Here is a 17,474-nt window from a genome sequence, read left to right as displayed (position 1 = left end):
AACAAAATCACAATTAAGAAAAGAACCATGAGAATATCCTTACTTTTGCTTTGTTTTATGATGACCTGGGTGTTGAGCAGTTGCGCAAAGGCCAATGATTCATCCACGGTTAGCTTTGATGAAGTGACGGTGGCAATTGGTGGTGAACGCTATCAGTTTGAATATGCGCAAACCTTTGAGCAGCGTGCCCAGGGGCTAATGAACCGACGAAGCTTATGCAGTAACTGTGGCATGTTGTTTCGGTTTTCGCCGCCAAAGCAGGCCAGCATGTGGATGAAAAATACTTATATTCCCCTTGATGTGGCGTTTGTGAACAAGCAGGGTGTGATAACAGATATCAAAGCCTTGCAGCCTCACGATTTAACATCTGTAGGCGCGTCAGGCGTGGTAACGTACGCGCTGGAGATGAATCAGGGGTGGTTTGCCGCCCATGATGTGTCAGAAGGTGACACCATTGAAATTAACCCGCCATCAGACAATCAGGACTAAATGGAGGTCGATGTGACTCAGGCATTAACTATCGCCAAGTTTGGCGGTACCAGCGTTGCCAACTATGAGGCAATGCAAAAATGTGCGCGTATTGTACTGGCTAATGAAGCTACGCGTATTGTGGTGGTTAGCGCATCTGCCGGCGTGACCAATCACCTTGTCAGTATGGCTCACACTCCCATGACGCAAGAGCAAATCAGTGATGTGTGTGATGCGGTGGAAGAGATAGAAACGGCGATTTTATCCAAACTTGCCCAACCCGAACAGGTACAGGGCAAGCTTGAAGATTTGCTCACTGAAATGCGTGAACTGGCCTTCCATGAGGAAATTCTGCATCGCGACGATTTAAAAGACCAGTTGCTGTCAATGGGCGAACGCATGTCGTCCTTGTTATTCAGTGCCGTGGTCAACGAACAGCACGACGCGGTGATCAATTTTGACGTGCGTAAAGTGTTGCGCACGGATAGCGAGTTTGGCGAAGCCGTGCCACAGCTCGAAACAATTCACGAACTGGCAGAGCTTCTGCTGCGTCCTGAAATTGAAAAGGCCATGGTCATTACCCAGGGCTTCGTCGGCGCTGACGAGCAGGGCCGGACGACGACATTGGGACGTGGTGGCTCGGATTTTACAGCAGCACTTTTGGCAGAAGCGCTGCAAGCTGATGTGTGTGAAATCTGGACCGATGTGACCGGTGTATATACCACCGATCCGCGTATCGCACCGAACGCTCATCCGCTACCTGAATTAAGTTTTGAAGAAGCCGCTGAAATGGCCACCTTCGGGGCAAAAGTACTGCATCCTGCCACCATGGAGCCCGCGCTGCGACAAGACATCAAGGTATTTGTCGGTTCCAGCCGGGAGCCTGAAAAAGGCGGTACCTGGATCATGCGCGATTGTGAACATGAGCCGCCTTATCGTGCGATAACGCGCCGGAAAGAGCAGGTAATGGTCACGGTAAAAACACCGCAAATGATGTACGCGCAGGGCTTTTTGCAGCAGGTATTTACCATTATTGCCAAGCATAAGCTCAGCGTGGATCTGGTCACCACGTCGGAAATTTCTGTCTCTTTCACATTAGATAACCCGGCAAATTCTGTTGCCCAGCGGCTGAATAAACAAACTATTGCTGAACTGGAAACCTTCTGTGATGTGAAAGTGGAGAGTGGCTATGATTTGGTCACCGTGGTGGGTAACCATATGCAAAGTGCAAAAGGGGTATCAAGCAAAATTTTTGCTGCGGTGTCTGAGTATAATTTAAGAATGATTTGCTTTGGCGCAAACCCGCACAATATGTCATTTCTGGTTAACGAAAATGACAGCACTGAAATCGTTCAGGGTCTGCATCGCTCGTTATTTGAATAAACAGATTCAGGGCGGCCCCGCCCTGAGAGTTAGCTATTCGCTTTTTCAAGCTCATCATGCAGCTTTAACACTTCATCACCGTCTTCCTGTTCAATCAGGTAGGCGGGGTTGTTGTCATCGGCCTTGCGGGTGACATCTTCGCCCTGTAATTTGCGGGTGACTTCTTCCCAAAAGACTTCTCTAACTTTGCCCTGACCTTTGCCGTTGCCCCATTTCCACTCGACCTTAGTGTTTGTTTGGTATGCTTTCGTCATTCCTGTTCTCCTTTAATAACGTGTAGATTGTTACGGGCAGCATTTCTGTACAGCGCATTAATATTTGGTAATGCCGGAGACGTTAACGTGAGCGAAGAGAGGGGAAGTGAAAATAAAAAAAGCAGGTCACCGGCATCCCGGTGACCTGCTTTATGGTTAGGCGATTACGCAACGCGCAACGCGCTACTTATTGCCCGGTTTAAACAGGTTTGTATCTGCACCCGGCTGAATGCGCTGGGCATGCAAAAAGTGCATATGACGTTCAAACTGAGTCAGGATATCCTCTATCACCTGCGCTTTGGTGTAACCCATCAGGTCATAGCCCTGTCCGCCTTCTGCCAGCAAAGGTTCAACCCGGTAATACGTTGATCCACTTTTTGCTGAGCGTGTCGCGAATGATGGCATGGAGTATTTACTCGGGCGCAGTTCGTAATAAAAATCCTGCGCTTCGTGCAAATCGACCTGCAGCGACATAAACTCATCATCAGCATCGCGATTTTCAGAAATACTTACGTCCAGATCCCGCTCTTTTAGCGCGCTCTCCACTTCCTTCATGGCTGGCATTGCGACATCATCGAGGAATTTACGACATTGCTCGTGATCCGGGAAGCTTACGAAACGGTGCAACCGCTGAGTCCAGTTCTGACCGGTCTCGCCCACACGCGTACCACTGGGCAGGTTAGCATCCGAGGTTTTTTGCTTAAGCCCTTCAACACGTAAGGCTTTAAATAACCCCAGCATCATCAGGCACAGCACAATGGCAAACGGTAAGCCGGTTACTACCACCGCACTTTGCAAGGCTGTCAGTCCGTCGGCCAGTAACAGTGCTATGGTCAACAGACCAATTATAGATGCCCACATGATACGCATCCAGGCAGGTGCATCACTGTAGGGGTCTTTTAATACTGATGTCAGGTTAGAAAGTACCAGCGACCCGGAGTCACCGGATGTAATGAAAAATACAAACGCCAGAATACTTACAACAATAGTAGTCAGGCCAGCCCAAGGAATGCTTTCCAGGAAGATATAAATTGCTGAACCGGGGTTGTCCATCGCCTGCTGCCCAAATTCCTGCGCACCGTTCATCACCATATCAATGGCGCTGTTACCCATTACTGACATCCATACGATCATGAACGACAATGGCAGAATCAATGTGCCGGCAACAAACTCGGCAATAGTGCGTCCACGGGAAATACGCGCCAGGAATAAACCTACAAACGGACCCCATGCTATCCACCACGCCCAGAAGAACAACGTCCATGCATTCAGCCAGTCGGTAGGCTGGTCAAAGGCATAGGTGTTAAAGGACATACTGACGAAGTCTGAGAAATAATCGCCGATGTTCAGTATCAGTGCGTTGAGTAAGAAGCGTGTTTCACCGACAAACAGTACAAACAACATGAGTAGAAGCGCCATCAGCATGTTAAATTCTGACAACCGGCGAATCCCTTTTTCAACACCGGTGACGGCAGATATGGCGGCAAAAACGATAACTACCACGGCCAGAACGACCTGTGTGACAATCCCTTCAGGCACACCGAACACATGATTTAAGCCGTAATTGAGCTGTATCAGGCCAATCCCAAGGCTGGTGGCAATACCGAACACCGTTCCCAGTACCGCCGCGATATCAACGGTGTGTCCAATCGGACCGTAAATTTTCTTACCAAAAACCGGGTACAGGGCAGAGCGGATGGCCAGTGGCAAGCCGTGTCGGTAACTGAAAAAAGCCAGCGACATACCGACCAGCGTGTACACACCCCAACCAGACAGACCCCAGTGGAAAAGCGTTATTTTTATGGCATTGCGAGCCGCATCGCCGTCGGCGCCCATATCCACCGGTGGTGTCATAAATTGCGTTATCGGCTCAACAATACAGAAGAATATTAAATCGATACCAATGCCCGCAGCAAACAGCATGGCCGCCCACGTGACAATATTAAACTCTGGCCGGGTATGCTCTTGGCCGAGCCGTATTTTGCCCCACGGCGAAAGGGCGATCACAATGACAAAGAGCAAATAGACAAAAATAGCCAGAAAGTAGAACCAGCCAAATGTTGAAGAAATCCAGGTGAGTGCTTTTCCAATTAAAGAGCTGGCCGACTCGGTGAAAAACATAGCCCATAGCGCAAAGGTAATAATACCGATGACCGATCCGTAAAACGGGATCTTATTTACGCGAACCTTTTCCTGTGAGTTGTCAGCATCTTGCTTATTATTATTTTGCGACATTGCGCTATCCTCTCGTAAATTGATGCTCCAATGCATCGTTCACTGAGCTGAACACCCGCATCCATTCTAATCAGCGTAGTTAAAGTGCAAACAAGGGTTTCCATCGCAAGGTCACCAACCATCGGTCATTTTGTCGGGTACAGGTGACGTCGCTGGCGCTTGACTGACAGACACTCACAACGCTACAACACATACCCTCACCGAGATGACGAGCTGCAGATGTATAATTATTTTGAGATATATAAACATTATAGAAGCATTTGTGACTTTTCGATCATGCATAAGTCACTCTTTCGTACCACATTTCCATCGTTAAAATGGGTTGAGCGTGTATCCCTGCTGTTGCAAGAGTGCGTGTGCGGTCATCGCCGACAGGCTCACAGATACGCCTTCGATAAATTGTTCGGCAGATAAGCCATGACCGGCCATAGACTGCCCGCATACAATTATCCTGACATTTTCATTAAGTAATGCATTTAACAGCGGCAGATTTGCATTCGATGCAGATTTTTTTTGCTGATAGGCATCCTTATTAAGTAAATCAAGTGTTGCGCTGCCGTGCACTACAATGGCCAGCTCTATATTTTCCTGTTTAACACCATTAGCAACATGCATGTTGATAAAACGTGCCGCACTATCGAATTTTCGGTTAATAGTGCCGGGCTTGGCACCGGAGACGACATCAAAGGCCACTTTAAATGATGTTGCTTCATCCAGCGGTGTATGTGCGATATCCGCTTTTTTGCCAAATTTTTCGAATACCGGTCCGGTAGTAAACGCGGCGCCATATACAGACGTGGTCAATACCGTAGTGAATAAGGCAAACACTGAGATGAGTCGAGGCATGATAAGTCCTATCTTGTTGTAATATTTTTGGTTACATCACACCGGGGGAAAGCGATTAATTCTATTCATATATTGATAAAAAGGGGGAGTTGGCAAGTGTAAGATTTGATTATCTTTTCAAGGTTGATGCGTACAGCATGTGACCGTAGTTTAGCGCGTTCTGTTGGCGAATTTTATCAGAATAATCCAGATAAGCACCTGCGCTACACGGATAACCAGTGTTTAAAGCTGATGGTATCGCCGCAGAGTTATTTCGGCTGAACACCGAAGAACACATTCTAAAAAACGTTGGGAAACTATCTTATTGGTCCGTTCAGCTACGAAACCGAGAGCAGCCCATATTTCGGGGCAGACTTTGAGACAGGGCGCTGGTTTAATCGGAACCTACGGATTTTCCGCAATATCCAGCGTATTCCTGCAGCGCCGAAAGAGCGTATCCTTGTGATTTTTGGTTCCGGGCATATGAATTTACTAAACCTGTTTTTCGATGCTTCGCCACAATTCCATCGCGTGCCACTTTCTGGCTATCTGTCAGTGGAAGACCATTAAATGAATAAGCGGCCCTGATGACCGCTTTATTGGTATTGGATAGTTTGAGCCCGCCGTAAAACTTATGCGTGGCTGACCAGCGGATCAGAAACTGGCCGTAACACTGGCCCAGACATTTCTGGTTTTATCTTTCGCGTTGTAATCATCGGTGAATGCTACCTCGCTGACCACGCCGCGTCCGGTGAGGTATTCGAACTCGCCGTCGCCATTCAGGTCGTTATATTCAACCGAATAGGTAGTAAAGTCCTTATCCAACAGATTATTCACCCGGAGATTTAACGTCACATTGTCGTTCAGCGTCCAGCGAGCTCCCAGATTGAGCAGGGCGTAGTTTTCAAAGTAAAGCTCTCGTTCAAAAACAGCGTCGTAACCGCGGTATCTGTCAGAGCGCCACTCACCTTGCAAATACACATTAAGGTCATCGGTTACCTGCCACTCAAGATTAGCATTGGCCATATGTTCTGCGGTATTGGTCAAGGGCAGGCCCGCCTGACTACCACTTTTTTGTTCACTGTCGGTCCACGTATAGTTTGCATAAATCGACCAGTCAGGCAAAAACGCGTAGCGTCCGGCAACCTCTACCCCTTGTAAGTCAACTTTATCAATATTGATTTTCTGACTGTAGGTGTCGTAACCAAGCTGGTCATATTCACCCAGGTTAACGCAGGGGCGAACGTTGCCGGTCACCTCACAACTAAGCACCGTGTCGCCGCGGGCAATTTTGTCATCAAAACGGGTGTTGAAATAGGTGATATTGAAGTTGTGTTCACCGGTACTCCAGTAAAGGGCAACTTCCGAGTTTACGCTGGTTTCCGGTTCAAGCTCCGGGTTTCCGGCAAACGGGCTGGTTCCCTGGCCACCAAAACCGGTAACCCCGTCATACAGGTCGGTAGTTTGGGGCGTTTTATAGCCTGTACTGACCCCGCCTTTCAGCGTCCAGAAGTCGTTAAGATTATAAACGGCGTACAAGCGCGGAGAAGTCTGACTGCCAAATACATCATGATCGTCATAACGAATCCCGGCTGTTACTGTCAGGGCGTCGGTCATCATCCAGTTATCTTCAGCAAAAACGGAATACATGTTTTGCTCCTGAATCGCGCCAGCGTTGCCTGTTTCCAGGCCGAACACGCCGTCTTGCAGCTCACCGTCAATTAGCTGCCCGCCCAGTACCAGATTGTGATCGCCTGCTAAGTCCCTGAGCGGAATATCCGCGCGAATATCAAAGGTGTACTGACTGCTGTCGAGGGGCCGGTCAGGGCGAGGCAGGAAGGTTTCTTCTGCCAGATCACGCCGCGCTTCTTCAGATAAGCCTTCATACTGGCCACTTCCGTCATACATTTGTTGCAACAACAGACGCTCGCCAACGCTTAGTGGCAGCGTACGGCCATTGTTCTGTGTGTCAACGTAGGAGAGGGCCGCCATTAACGAGCCAAACCCGTACTCTCCGTCATAGGCTAATGACCACCACTGGCGATCAAACTCTTGCTCCGCCGCATAACCAGCACGGGGGTTAACCTGACCGCGACGATCCTGCCAAAGACTTTCTATACTGTCGCGAGTACCCAGCGGATAAATAATCTCATCGGCTTCCAAGTTGTACTCTGGAGTATTGTCGTACTCCTGATGAGAGTTATCATAATTAAACGTTAGCTCATGCCCCTTGGCGGGCGTGTAGTTTACCGTGAAGCCATAATGCTCGTTGGTATTGTCGACGGTACGCCCGCCACTGCCAAAACCCAGCGAGCGCACGTGCACGATCCCGTTGGGGTCAACAGCCGGGGAAAGTTGTGGCGTAGAGGCTTGTTGTTCATACAGGCTACCTCTGAAGCCCAGACTCAGCGTATCGGCGATCACCGGTCCGTTCACTGAAAAGTCGGTGGTGATGTCATCGCCAAAATCATCATCAGACTGAAAGCTTCGACCAAATGTAATGGCGCCGTTCCACTCATCGGTATGCTTTTTCGTGATTACGTTAATGACGCCGCCCAGCGCATCAGCGCCATAGAGTGTAGAAGCCGGCCCGCGAATGACTTCAACACGCTCTATGGTTTCTACCGGAGGAATATGATTAAACGCGTTGCCACCAAAGTTGTTCGGATAAATATCACCGTGGTTATTTTGACGTCTGCCGTCAATCAGCACCAATGTGTACTCGCCGGTGAGTCCCCGCATACTGATGCTTCCCTGGCCGGTCTTATCCCGGGTTGAGCCGACATCGATACCTTCCTGGTATTTCACTGCATCAAGCAGGGAGGTAAATGCACGGGTTTTAATGTCTTGCGCAGTGATGACGGAAATACTTGCTGGTGCCTGGGAGAGTTTTTGCTCAAAACCGGTCGCCGTAACAACAACGCGTTCAATTTCATTGTCGTCGGGAACTGCTACAGCATTAGCGTTAAATGAAAGTGCAGCCTGAATAGCAATTGCAACAGTGGTAACGGCATGTTGTTTTCTCATAATCTATCTAAGTCCTTAAGTATGTTCACATTCCTGATGCGATGAAGTGGGCTTAGTGTAGTGAGAACAAAATCAATGTCAATGCAAATGAGTATAATTCTCATTTAGATTCAGGTAGGCTTAATAATGTTGTTAAAAAGCCTTAATTAACGTGCATCGGGGAGCTACTGGCTTGTACTGGCGAGGTGACGATGACTACGAAAAGAGGCATAAAAAAAGCGGCGCTTATGGCCGCTTTTTTTTAAAAGGATACTTTTACACTTTAAACTGACGGATTGAATGCTGAAGCTCTTCAGCCAGACGTGCAACTTCAAGACTGGATTCAGAGGTCTGCTGTGCACCCACCGTGGTTTCTTCTGCGATACCAACGATGGTTTCCAGCTTCTCACTGATTTCCTGAGAAACAATATTCTGTTCACGCGCAGACTGTTCAATCTGAGAGCTGACATCGTGCGCCTGACGTACGGCAGTAGAGATAATATCCAGTGCACGGGTCGCAGAGTCGGTTTGCTCAACACATACCGCCGTCTGATCTTTACCCTGATTCATCACATCAACCGCGCGCTCGGCACCAGCCTGCAGTACTTCAATCATGGCATTGATTTCCTGCGTAGACTCCTGAGTACGACTTGCCAGCGTTCTGACTTCATCGGCAACCACCGCGAAGCCCCGGCCTTGCTCACCCGCACGCGCTGCCTCAATAGCTGCGTTCAGCGCCAACAGGTTGGTCTGGTCAGCAACGCCACGAATTACATCCAGGATGCCGCCGATGCTGGCACTGTCCTGATGCAGCTTATTGATAACATCAGCTGCCTCCTGAACATCTCTTGCCAGTACTTCGATAGTGCGTTTATTTTCTAATGAAATCTGGCGTACTTTTTCCGCCTCGCTGTCAGCGTGGCGGATCTGACTAAGCGTGTCTTCGGCATTTTGTACAACCAGCTGTGAGGTAGAATGCATTTCTGTTGTGGCGGTTGCCACCTGAGAAATTTGCAGTTTCTGATCCTGAATAGAGTGGGTGGTTTGTGAGGTCACCGTTGAGGTTTGCTCAGAGGCTGCCGCTAACTGCTCGGCCCGATCGTTAATGCCGTTAATCAGCGCCTTAAGATTGGCAATAAGCAGGTTACAGTTGCGTGCAAGCTGGCCAAATTCATCTTTGGCGGAGTCGTCAAGCTTGTGCGTCAAATCTCCTGATGAAGCCACCTGAAGCAACTCGTTGACACGGTTGAGCGGCCGTGTGATAGCCCGAACAGTGAAGTAACCGATGATTGCCGCGGCAATTAAAGACGCCACAACAACAATGATGACTATCAAATTACCGTTTGAGACTTTGTCTGTCACCTGCTCATCAATTTCAGCTGCACGTTGATTGGTCAGCGCCAGCAGCTTTTCCAGTTCAACCATGGCCGACTGAATGTTGTTATCAGACGCATTTAAAGCCTGTTCGGCGGCATTTCGGTAAGACAGACGATCCTGATGAAGTTGCACCACACCATCGCTGCCGGAAATCGCTTCCAGCGCTTCGCTGACCATTTCACTGATTTCTTCCAGGCTGCCCGATGCATCCTGGCCATTTGCCGCCTCCAGCATCGCTGAGAGCTTTTCAGACACATTCTCCACCACCAGAGACACTTCGTTACTTAGTGTTTCGGAACGGATAATCGTCTGTGTTTTAACATACTCGTTTGATACCGTGAGCATGGAAAGCAGGGCGCTCTCCAGTTCTCCGCCTATTTTTGCCGCTTTCTGCAACGAAGGATTTGATTCAACTTCGGGCAAATAGGAGAAATCCAGCAGGTACGTTGAGGCATCGTCAGCATTGTCTTCTGCAACGCCTATCTGATCTTCAATCGTATTGCGCATACTCATGTACTGACGATGCATCTTATACATTTTTTCAGCGTTGGCGATATAGTTGCTATAGCTGTTATGAACCTTGTCCAACGAAGACTTTAATGCAGGATCGTCACTGACTATCGGCTGAAGTTGTGCATACGTTTTATCGAAGGTCGCCTTACTTTCATTGAAGCTTTCCTGCTTTTCATTCAGACCGGATAACTCTTCTTCAATGTAAGATTCAAAGGTCAGTCGACCCATATTCAGAAACGTTGCCTTTAGCGTATTGCTTCCTGAAATTGTCGGGATCGCAGTGTTATTAACTTCGTCAGTGGCCGCACCAATGGAGTTGAGGTTATACAATGAGGAAATGCTGATTAATATCAGTAAAAGACTGATGGTAAGAAAGCCACCAATTATACGTTTGGCCACCGTGATTTTCATCGGAACTCCTGCTACTACCCAATTATCATTATCATTTATACAGCTAATACCAAATCATTACAGATTATGCTTAAAAATCCACATAAATGTGTTGTTTTAAGTGGCTGCACCGCAAAATTGCGCGATTCTGGTATTATATCGACTTAAGCACAGTGAACTTAAGTAAAATAATGATACAAAAGTATCGTATTAGACGTTCCGAATATGCGAAAAATCAGAGGTTTCCGGAAAACGGATTTACCCTATTTGGCTTGAACGTGCGTCATGACACCTGTTTCAATGCAGTAGGCTGACATTTCGTTGCCCCATACATACCCGGTATCTAAACCAATGACCTGTTTTTTATCTGTTACGCCATTTAATGCCGCCCAATGTCCGAATATCACTTTCTCGTGACTCTTCAGGCCGGGGTTGTTTAGCTCAAACCATGGTTTTAAGTGTGCAGAGGCTGAACCAGGTTTGCCTTTTTCTTTAAGATCAAGTCGATAGTCGGTGGAGACAAAACGCATACGGGTGCAGGCGTTGATGATAAACCGTAATCTGGCAAAGCCTGAAAGTTGCTCTTCCCAGTGTTCAGGGGCGTTATCGTACATGTTTTGCAGAAGTTCAGGATAGCGCTCAGACGCCAGCCACGAACTGACCTCGTTACTGAATGCCAGTAACTGGTCTGTGCTCCATTGGGGAAACAAGCCTGCATGAACCAGTGTATGATGCTCATCAGCTTTTAGGGCCAGCCCGAAAGTGCGTAGCCACCGGCCAATTTCTTCAAGTCTTTCACTCCCCAACAGATTATCAAGATTATCTTTAGGGTTAGCCTTGCGTATCCCCTCAATCACTGACAACAGGTGCAGATCGTGATTACCAAGCACCGCATCAAAGCGATCGCCCAGGCTCATGAGATAATTTACGGTAGCCAGTGAATCTTCACCCCGGGCAACAAGATCGCCCACTGAAAGTAAGCGATCGCAGGACGGATCGAAGTGACACTTATCCAACAGTTTTCTTAAGCCGCTATAGCAGCCCTGGATATCGCCTACGATAATTGTCTGACCTGACGCCATGAAATGCCTTACTTAATTGCAGAAGAATTAATTGATGATATTCGGAACGGCGAGAGTGAAGACGTCAATCGGCACTTTAAACATATCGCCATCTTCCGTTTGCATCTGATAATAGCCTTCCATGGTACCCACCGGGGTGTCAATGACAGCGCCGCTGGTATACTCGAAATTTCCGCCCGGCGCAATTTTCGGCTGTTTGCCAATGACGCCATCCCCCTGCACTTCAGACTTTTTGCCCGAACCATCTGTAATCAGCCAGTAGCGGCTGATTAACTGCACAGGTATATCGGATTCGTTAGTAATGACAATCTGATAGGCAAAGGCATACTTTTCATCAGTATTGGCGGGATGATCCGGTAGATGCCTGGTACTGACATCGACTTTAATTAACGATTCGTTCACTCCTGCGGTACCTCTTGGGCAGAAATATAGTTGGCAATGCTGGCAAAATCCTGCAAAGACAAGGTCTCTGCTCGTGTACCGGGATTCAGTCCCAGCTCAGACAGCGCTTGCTCACTAATACAATCTTTCAGACTGTTGCGAATGGTTTTGCGACGCTGGTTAAAGGCCTGTGCACATACCCTCTCCAGCGTATTGACCGAGGTGACATCTACCGGTGGTGCGCGATGAGGAACCAGACGAACGACCGCTGAATCGACCTTGGGTGGCGGTTTAAATGCTTCAGGCGGCACGGTCAGCACGGGCATGACCTGACAATAATATTGTGCCATCACCGATAAGCGGCCATAGTTTTTCGACCCCGGGCCGGCTGCCAGACGATTTACCACTTCCTTTTGCAACATGAAATGCATGTCACTGATGCTGTCGGTGAAGTAGAAAAGATGAAACATTAACGGCGTGGAAATATTGTAGGGAAGGTTACCAAACACGCGCAAACGCTTCTGCGTATCTTCTCTGGCAGCCAATACTGTGCTGAAGTCCAGTGTTAATGCATCCTGCTCGATGATATTCAGCTTTTCCCCATGAAACGGGTGATGGCGCAGACGCTTAGCCAGGTCGCGGTCAAGCTCTACCACTGTAAGCGCATCTACACGCTCACAAACAGGATCGGTAAGGGCGCCCAGGCCGGGCCCGATTTCAACCAGATTCTCGCCATTCTGTGGATTGATAGCATTGACGATCTGTTCGATAACGTAATCATCATGCAGGAAATTCTGGCCAAACCGCTTTCTCGCGGTATGGCCTAAATGGGTTTTACTCATAGGTGACTGTTCGCAAGTTCTATGGCTTTTTCGAGGGCTTTTTTAAAGCTACCGGCATCGGCCTGACCGGTGCCGGCTAAATCCGTTGCTGTGCCGTGATCGACCGAAGTGCGGATAAAAGGCAGGCCTAATGTGATATTTACTGCAGCCCCGAAGCCTTTGAATTTTAATACTGGTAATCCCTGATCATGGTACATCGCAAGTACCACGTCGGCATCTTCCAGATATTTGGGTTGAAAGATTGTATCAGCAGGAAGCGGTCCCGTCAGGTTAATTCCTTCATCGCGCAGTTTTTCCAGCGCCGGAATGATCGTGTGGATCTCTTCTTTGCCAATATGCCCGTTCTCGCCAGCGTGAGGATTTAAACCGCACACATAGATATGCGGGCTGGCAATACCAAACTTTTGCTTAAGATCGGCATCGATAATACGGATAACCCGGTGAAGACGCTCTTCGGTAATAGCTTTAGCGACATATTCTAACGGAATGTGCGTGGTAGCAAGTGCAACATTCAACCCTTCGGTGGCAAGTAACATCACCACGTCGATCGTGTTTGACTGATACGCGAAGAACTCAGTGTGGCCGGAAAAGGATACCCCGGCTTCGTTGATAATGCCTTTATGTACCGGTCCGGTGACAACGGCATCAAAGCCTTCTTCCATATTGGCCTGACATGCCTGACGCAGTGTCTCGACCACATATTTACCGTTGGCGCTATCCAGCGTCCCCGGCTGAACGGGAGCGTCAGTATCAATCTGACGAATAAACAATTCACCGGGTACCTGTAACCGGGTTTCGTCTTTTTCAAATGGCGTCAGTTTAATCGATAGACCAAGTTGTTCAGCGCGCTGGGACAGCACCGCCTCATCGGCAAACACCACCAGTTGCGCATCCCACGCCTGCTGTGCAAGTTGCAGGATCAGGTCAGGGCCGATCCCGGCGGGTTCGCCGGGGGTGACTGCTATTTTTAACGGTTGCGTAGACACAGTAATTTACAGCACCTCAATATAGGCGGCATCACGCATTTCACGCATCCAGGTTTCAGATTCTTCCTTAAATTTCCGGCTGTATATCAGCTGACGCGCCTTATCTTCTTTACGCTTTTCTGTAGCATCATCAAAGCGGCGATCCTGTAATTGAATCAAATGCCATCCATGCGTAGAACGGATAGGCTGGCTGTATTCACCAGGTTCAAGATTTGACAGTGCTTTTTGGAATGCAGGTACGTACATGGTCGGGTCAGCCCAGCCAAGATCACCGCCTTTAAGCGCAGACCCCGGATCTTCTGAATGCTCTTTGGCCAGCTCTGCAAAATCGGCGTCTTCGGCGATAACCTGCTCGCGGAATGTTTCAAGGCGCTCTTTGGCTTTTTCTTCACTCAGGATAATCGACGGTTTGATAAGAATGTGGCGGGAATTTACTTCTTCCACAGTCACTTTTTCGATACCGCGGGTATCTTTTATTTTCAGTATATGAAAACCTGCGCCGCTTCGAATCGGACCAATCAGATCATCTTTACTTTTACCCTGTACCGCTTCGGCAAAAAGTGTCGGCATGGAGTTAATATTCAGCCATCCCATGTCACCGCCTTCCAGGGCGTTTGAACCCGAAGAAGAGGTGATGGCTATTTTGGCAAAGTCAGACCCGTCTCGCAGTAGCTGCAGCACCCGATCAGCACGAGCCCGTGCATCCTGTACCGCTTCCTCGTCCGGCTCTGAGGGCAGACCAATCAGAATATGACCAAGATTGTACTCTGCCTGTTCAGCGCCCTGTTCGTTCATCAACTCAACCAGCGAGTTAACTTCCTGCGGGGTAATATAAATACGACGGCGGACATTGGCGCGGCGGACTTCACCGACAATCAGTTCTTCCCGAACATTTTCGCGATAATCATCGTAGCTCAGTCCATCCTGCGCAATCGCCTGTCGCAATTGATCAACGGTCAGATTCTGATTTTGCGCGATATTGGCGATGGTCTGCTCCAACTGTGGGTCAGACACCTGGATACCCATTCGCTCAGCACGCTGCATCTGCAGATTTTTAAGAATGAGGCGCTCGATTGCCTGCGTGCGAAGTACCCGATCAGAAGGTAATTCCTGATCTTCTGACTGCGCGCTGCGCTTAACCTCAGCAATCAGCTTTTCAATTTCGCTTTCCAGGATGACACCCTGATCAACGATTACCGCTACGCGGTCCAGTGAAACTTGCTGTGCCCAGCATGTAACAGTAAGCAAGGCACTTAAACACATAGCCCGGATAATGAACTTCATAATTACTCTTTATTGTCGTTAATGTGGCCGGCAGAGCGTCTGCCGGCAGGGTAAATTAATTCAGATTATAGGGTTGCCGATAACCAAACATACCATCTTCGAGCATGCGGCGGCTGGATTTTGCAGATCCTAACCCTTTGAAGATAAATTGTAAGCCTACGCCCGAATCATATTCATCCGTTGACTGTAGCCCGTCAATACCAAATCGGTTGCTTAGCTGACGCTGCGCCACAACCTGCACAGCCCAGCAACAGGATTCATACTCAACACCCACATAGGTTTCAATGCTGCGGTGACGTTCAAGGTCACGGTAAGAGCGTCCAACCCAGTGCCAGTTTTTGCTGATTGGCCAACTTACTGACACGCCAACCTGGTCAATCGTTTCACCGCTCAGCTCACGCACATAACGGTGGGTAAGCTGAATCAGACTTTCACTGTCACGACGATATTCCAGCCCCAGGCTGCTTCTTTCCACCTTATCGGTTTGGGTCGTGATTTGTATATCAGAATGGAAATACCAGTGAGAGTCAAATCGCCAATCCAATTCTGCAGCCAGTGCCGAGCGATCCCGATCACCATCCGGAGACATTATACGATTATCTTCAAGATAGAATATCTGACCCAGACTGATCGCAAATTGTTCCCGATTTTGTTCATCCATAATGCGCGAGGTGGCACCAAGGGTAATCTGGTTGTTATCAATAATACGGTCCAGGCCGGTATATTCACGGCCCCGGAAAAGCCCCTCAACATCGGTCAAAAGTGTAGTGGTATCATACAAACCGATGTTGCTCTGATCTTCATAACTGGTATACAGATACTGAACTTTTGGCTCGAAGGTCATGGTATCGGTTTTATCAAACCAGCTGCCGTCCCTTTCAAAATACAAGGTGCCATAGAGTCTGCCACGGCCCAGCAAGCGGTTCACATCTTCGTCCAGGTCTGTTCCCTCAACATTATTTTGCTGATAGGTGGTGTTCATTAAGGTAGCTTCTGCAGTTAACTCACCCCAGTGACGCTGGTAAGGCAGTGCCAGCGAGGGGGCAACATGAAAACGCATGGCTGTAGGCTTTGTTTCATCAGCGTTATCAAAATAGGCCAGCTCCGAATCCAGCCGGAATTCAAGCAATGTGCCAATAGGCTGAGTCATATTCAGCCGGGCTTCGGGCAGCGCACGATAGTTATCCGGACGATCGCCTATCGTCTCAAAGTCGCGAATGTGCAAATCCAGGGTCATGTTTTCAGAAAAGTAGTTGAACCCGACCGTGCGAAATAAATGGGTATCAGCCCGGTTGTAATCATCAGAGCCCAGGTCGACAATATAATTGTCGTCACTTATGCCATTCACATCGACGCCAACGGTCCAGTTTTGCCCCAGAATTCCGTCATGTTTTATGCGATAAAAGTAACGGTGATCATCGCTGGCGGTATCTTTATCAGAAGGCAGATATTCAACATCTACGACGCTGTAGCCTTGCTCACTCAAATGACGAAACTCTGTCTGCAGCTGCACGCCACGCTTTGACATTACCCGCGGTGACAGCGTCATATCGTACTCAGGGGCCATGTTCCAGTAGAAAGGTTGCTCGTAATCAATACCGGTATTGGATGAGCTGCCAATTTCGGGGAAAAGCAATCCTGTCTGACGTTGGTTACTCACAGGAAACGCAAAATACGGCAGGTAGAAGACAGGCACGTCGCCCACGTAAAACCGGGTGTTCTTGGCTTCGCCCCATAGCGAGCCGCGCGCAATATCAATTTCTGACGCGCGGATGGACCAGTCTTCGGCGCCAGCCGGACAGGTCGTAAACCGGACATCTTCAAGGGTAAGTCCTTCAGACGTTGACAGATCAATGACCTGCGCAGTGCCTCTGCCGCTTGAGCCATTGAAAAAGTACTCGGTGTTTTGCATCTGCAGGGTTTCTTCAGCAGAATCCAGCGAGACCTCGTCACTACTGACCTTCAGTTGTGCATCCTGATACAGTACATCGCCCGATGCATGCAGCTGACGGCCATTATTGCGGATTTTTGCTTCATCGGCGCGAATCGTGGCGGCATCAGAGGTTATATCCACATTACCGCTGAAATTAGCTTCTTTTTGCGATAGCACCTCTGTGCGGTTAGCCTCAACTCGCACCTCACCCGGGGCCATAAGTTGTTCAGTCGAGAACTGAACCGGCGAAACAGGGCAAAGTAATGCGTTGTCGGCGTCATTATCATCGCGTGTGCTGTTTGCAGACTGGGCATAAGCTTGCCAGCTTAAAGCACATAATAATAACGAAGCGCAGGTATTTTTCATGCGATGACGGATAGCCTGTGGTAATAGATAACTTATATTCTTCGGGGTCAGATGACACCGACTGCTTTTATCATTCTTAGCGTCGAGGTGACGCATTTTGCGCCGCTAAGCGAAAATTAACCGCTAATTCTAAGCCCTTCTAATCCAAT

General features: G+C 48.7%; 14 protein-coding genes. 3 read left to right on the top strand and 11 right to left on the bottom strand.

The genetic code is table 11. From position 1 onward, the window contains the following. Positions 1-27: 27 nt before the first annotated feature. On the top strand, positions 28-489 hold the full coding sequence (locus tag HHX48_RS09170) for a DUF192 domain-containing protein (RefSeq protein WP_191024397.1): 462 nt from the start codon (positions 28-30) through the stop codon (positions 487-489). Positions 490-501: 12 nt separating this feature from the next. Continuing rightward, positions 502-1,851: a lysine-sensitive aspartokinase 3 gene (gene lysC, locus HHX48_RS09165; RefSeq protein ID WP_191024395.1), complete on the top strand. Its 1,350-nt coding sequence runs from the start codon at positions 502-504 to the stop codon at positions 1,849-1,851. A 29-nt stretch (positions 1,852-1,880) separates the two neighbouring features. On the opposite strand, the gene HHX48_RS09160 is transcribed toward lysC, so the two are convergent. The 3 genes from HHX48_RS09160 to HHX48_RS09150 form a co-directional block, all read right to left on the bottom strand. Beyond that, positions 1,881-2,105: a hypervirulence associated TUDOR domain-containing protein gene (locus HHX48_RS09160; protein WP_191024393.1), complete on the bottom strand. Its 225-nt coding sequence runs from the start codon at positions 2,103-2,105 to the stop codon at positions 1,881-1,883. A 183-nt stretch (positions 2,106-2,288) separates the two neighbouring features. Continuing rightward, positions 2,289-4,340 (bottom strand): choline BCCT transporter BetT, encoded by a 2,052-nt coding sequence (betT, locus tag HHX48_RS09155; RefSeq protein ID WP_191024391.1) that lies wholly within the window; start codon positions 4,338-4,340, stop codon positions 2,289-2,291. Between the two features lie 312 nt (positions 4,341-4,652). Continuing rightward, positions 4,653-5,186 carry a DsrE family protein gene (locus tag HHX48_RS09150; protein WP_191024389.1) on the bottom strand — a complete coding sequence of 178 codons (534 nt, stop codon included), beginning with the start codon at positions 5,184-5,186 and terminating at the stop codon, positions 4,653-4,655. 288 nt (positions 5,187-5,474) lie between these two features. On the opposite strand from HHX48_RS09150, the gene HHX48_RS19145 reads away from it, so the two are divergent. Continuing rightward, entirely contained in the window at positions 5,475-5,735 is a 261-nt protein-coding gene (locus HHX48_RS19145; protein WP_223858220.1) for a DUF5694 domain-containing protein, read from the top strand. 84 nt (positions 5,736-5,819) lie between these two features. Here the strand turns inward: HHX48_RS19145 and HHX48_RS09145 are convergent, their stop codons facing one another. The 8 genes from HHX48_RS09145 to HHX48_RS09110 all read right to left on the bottom strand — a co-directional run bounded on the left by HHX48_RS09145 (position 5,820) and on the right by HHX48_RS09110 (position 17,325). After that, positions 5,820-8,192, bottom strand: coding sequence for a TonB-dependent receptor domain-containing protein (locus HHX48_RS09145; protein WP_191024387.1), 2,373 nt, complete (start codon positions 8,190-8,192; stop codon positions 5,820-5,822). A 255-nt stretch (positions 8,193-8,447) separates the two neighbouring features. After that, on the bottom strand, positions 8,448-10,472 hold the full coding sequence (locus HHX48_RS09140) for a methyl-accepting chemotaxis protein (RefSeq protein WP_191024385.1): 2,025 nt from the start codon (positions 10,470-10,472) through the stop codon (positions 8,448-8,450). Positions 10,473-10,714: 242 nt separating this feature from the next. Next, positions 10,715-11,533: a symmetrical bis(5'-nucleosyl)-tetraphosphatase gene (locus tag HHX48_RS09135; RefSeq protein ID WP_191024383.1), complete on the bottom strand. Its 819-nt coding sequence runs from the start codon at positions 11,531-11,533 to the stop codon at positions 10,715-10,717. Positions 11,534-11,560: 27 nt separating this feature from the next. Continuing rightward, positions 11,561-11,935 (bottom strand): Co2+/Mg2+ efflux protein ApaG, encoded by a 375-nt coding sequence (gene apaG, locus HHX48_RS09130; RefSeq protein ID WP_191024381.1) that lies wholly within the window; start codon positions 11,933-11,935, stop codon positions 11,561-11,563. Next, positions 11,932-12,756, bottom strand: a complete 825-nt coding sequence (gene rsmA, locus HHX48_RS09125; RefSeq protein WP_191024379.1) for a 16S rRNA (adenine(1518)-N(6)/adenine(1519)-N(6))-dimethyltransferase RsmA — start codon at positions 12,754-12,756, stop codon at positions 11,932-11,934. The genes apaG and rsmA overlap by 4 nt, the downstream gene beginning before the upstream one ends. Next, positions 12,753-13,748: a 4-hydroxythreonine-4-phosphate dehydrogenase PdxA gene (gene pdxA, locus HHX48_RS09120; RefSeq protein WP_397541080.1), complete on the bottom strand. Its 996-nt coding sequence runs from the start codon at positions 13,746-13,748 to the stop codon at positions 12,753-12,755. The genes rsmA and pdxA overlap by 4 nt, the downstream gene beginning before the upstream one ends. Continuing rightward, entirely contained in the window at positions 13,749-15,026 is a 1,278-nt protein-coding gene (gene surA / locus HHX48_RS09115; protein WP_191024375.1) for a peptidylprolyl isomerase SurA, read from the bottom strand. 55 nt (positions 15,027-15,081) lie between these two features. Beyond that, a complete protein-coding gene (locus tag HHX48_RS09110) occupies positions 15,082-17,325 on the bottom strand; it encodes an LPS-assembly protein LptD (protein ID WP_191024373.1) in 2,244 nt (747 codons plus the stop codon). Between the last annotated feature and the right edge of the window lie 149 nt (positions 17,326-17,474).

This window comes from Salinimonas profundi (assembly GCF_014750655.1).
Classification (GTDB): domain Bacteria; phylum Pseudomonadota; class Gammaproteobacteria; order Enterobacterales; family Alteromonadaceae; genus Alteromonas; species Alteromonas profundi_A.
The sequence above is the reverse complement of the archived record's forward strand: the minus strand, read 5'-3'. Positions and strand labels throughout refer to the sequence as shown.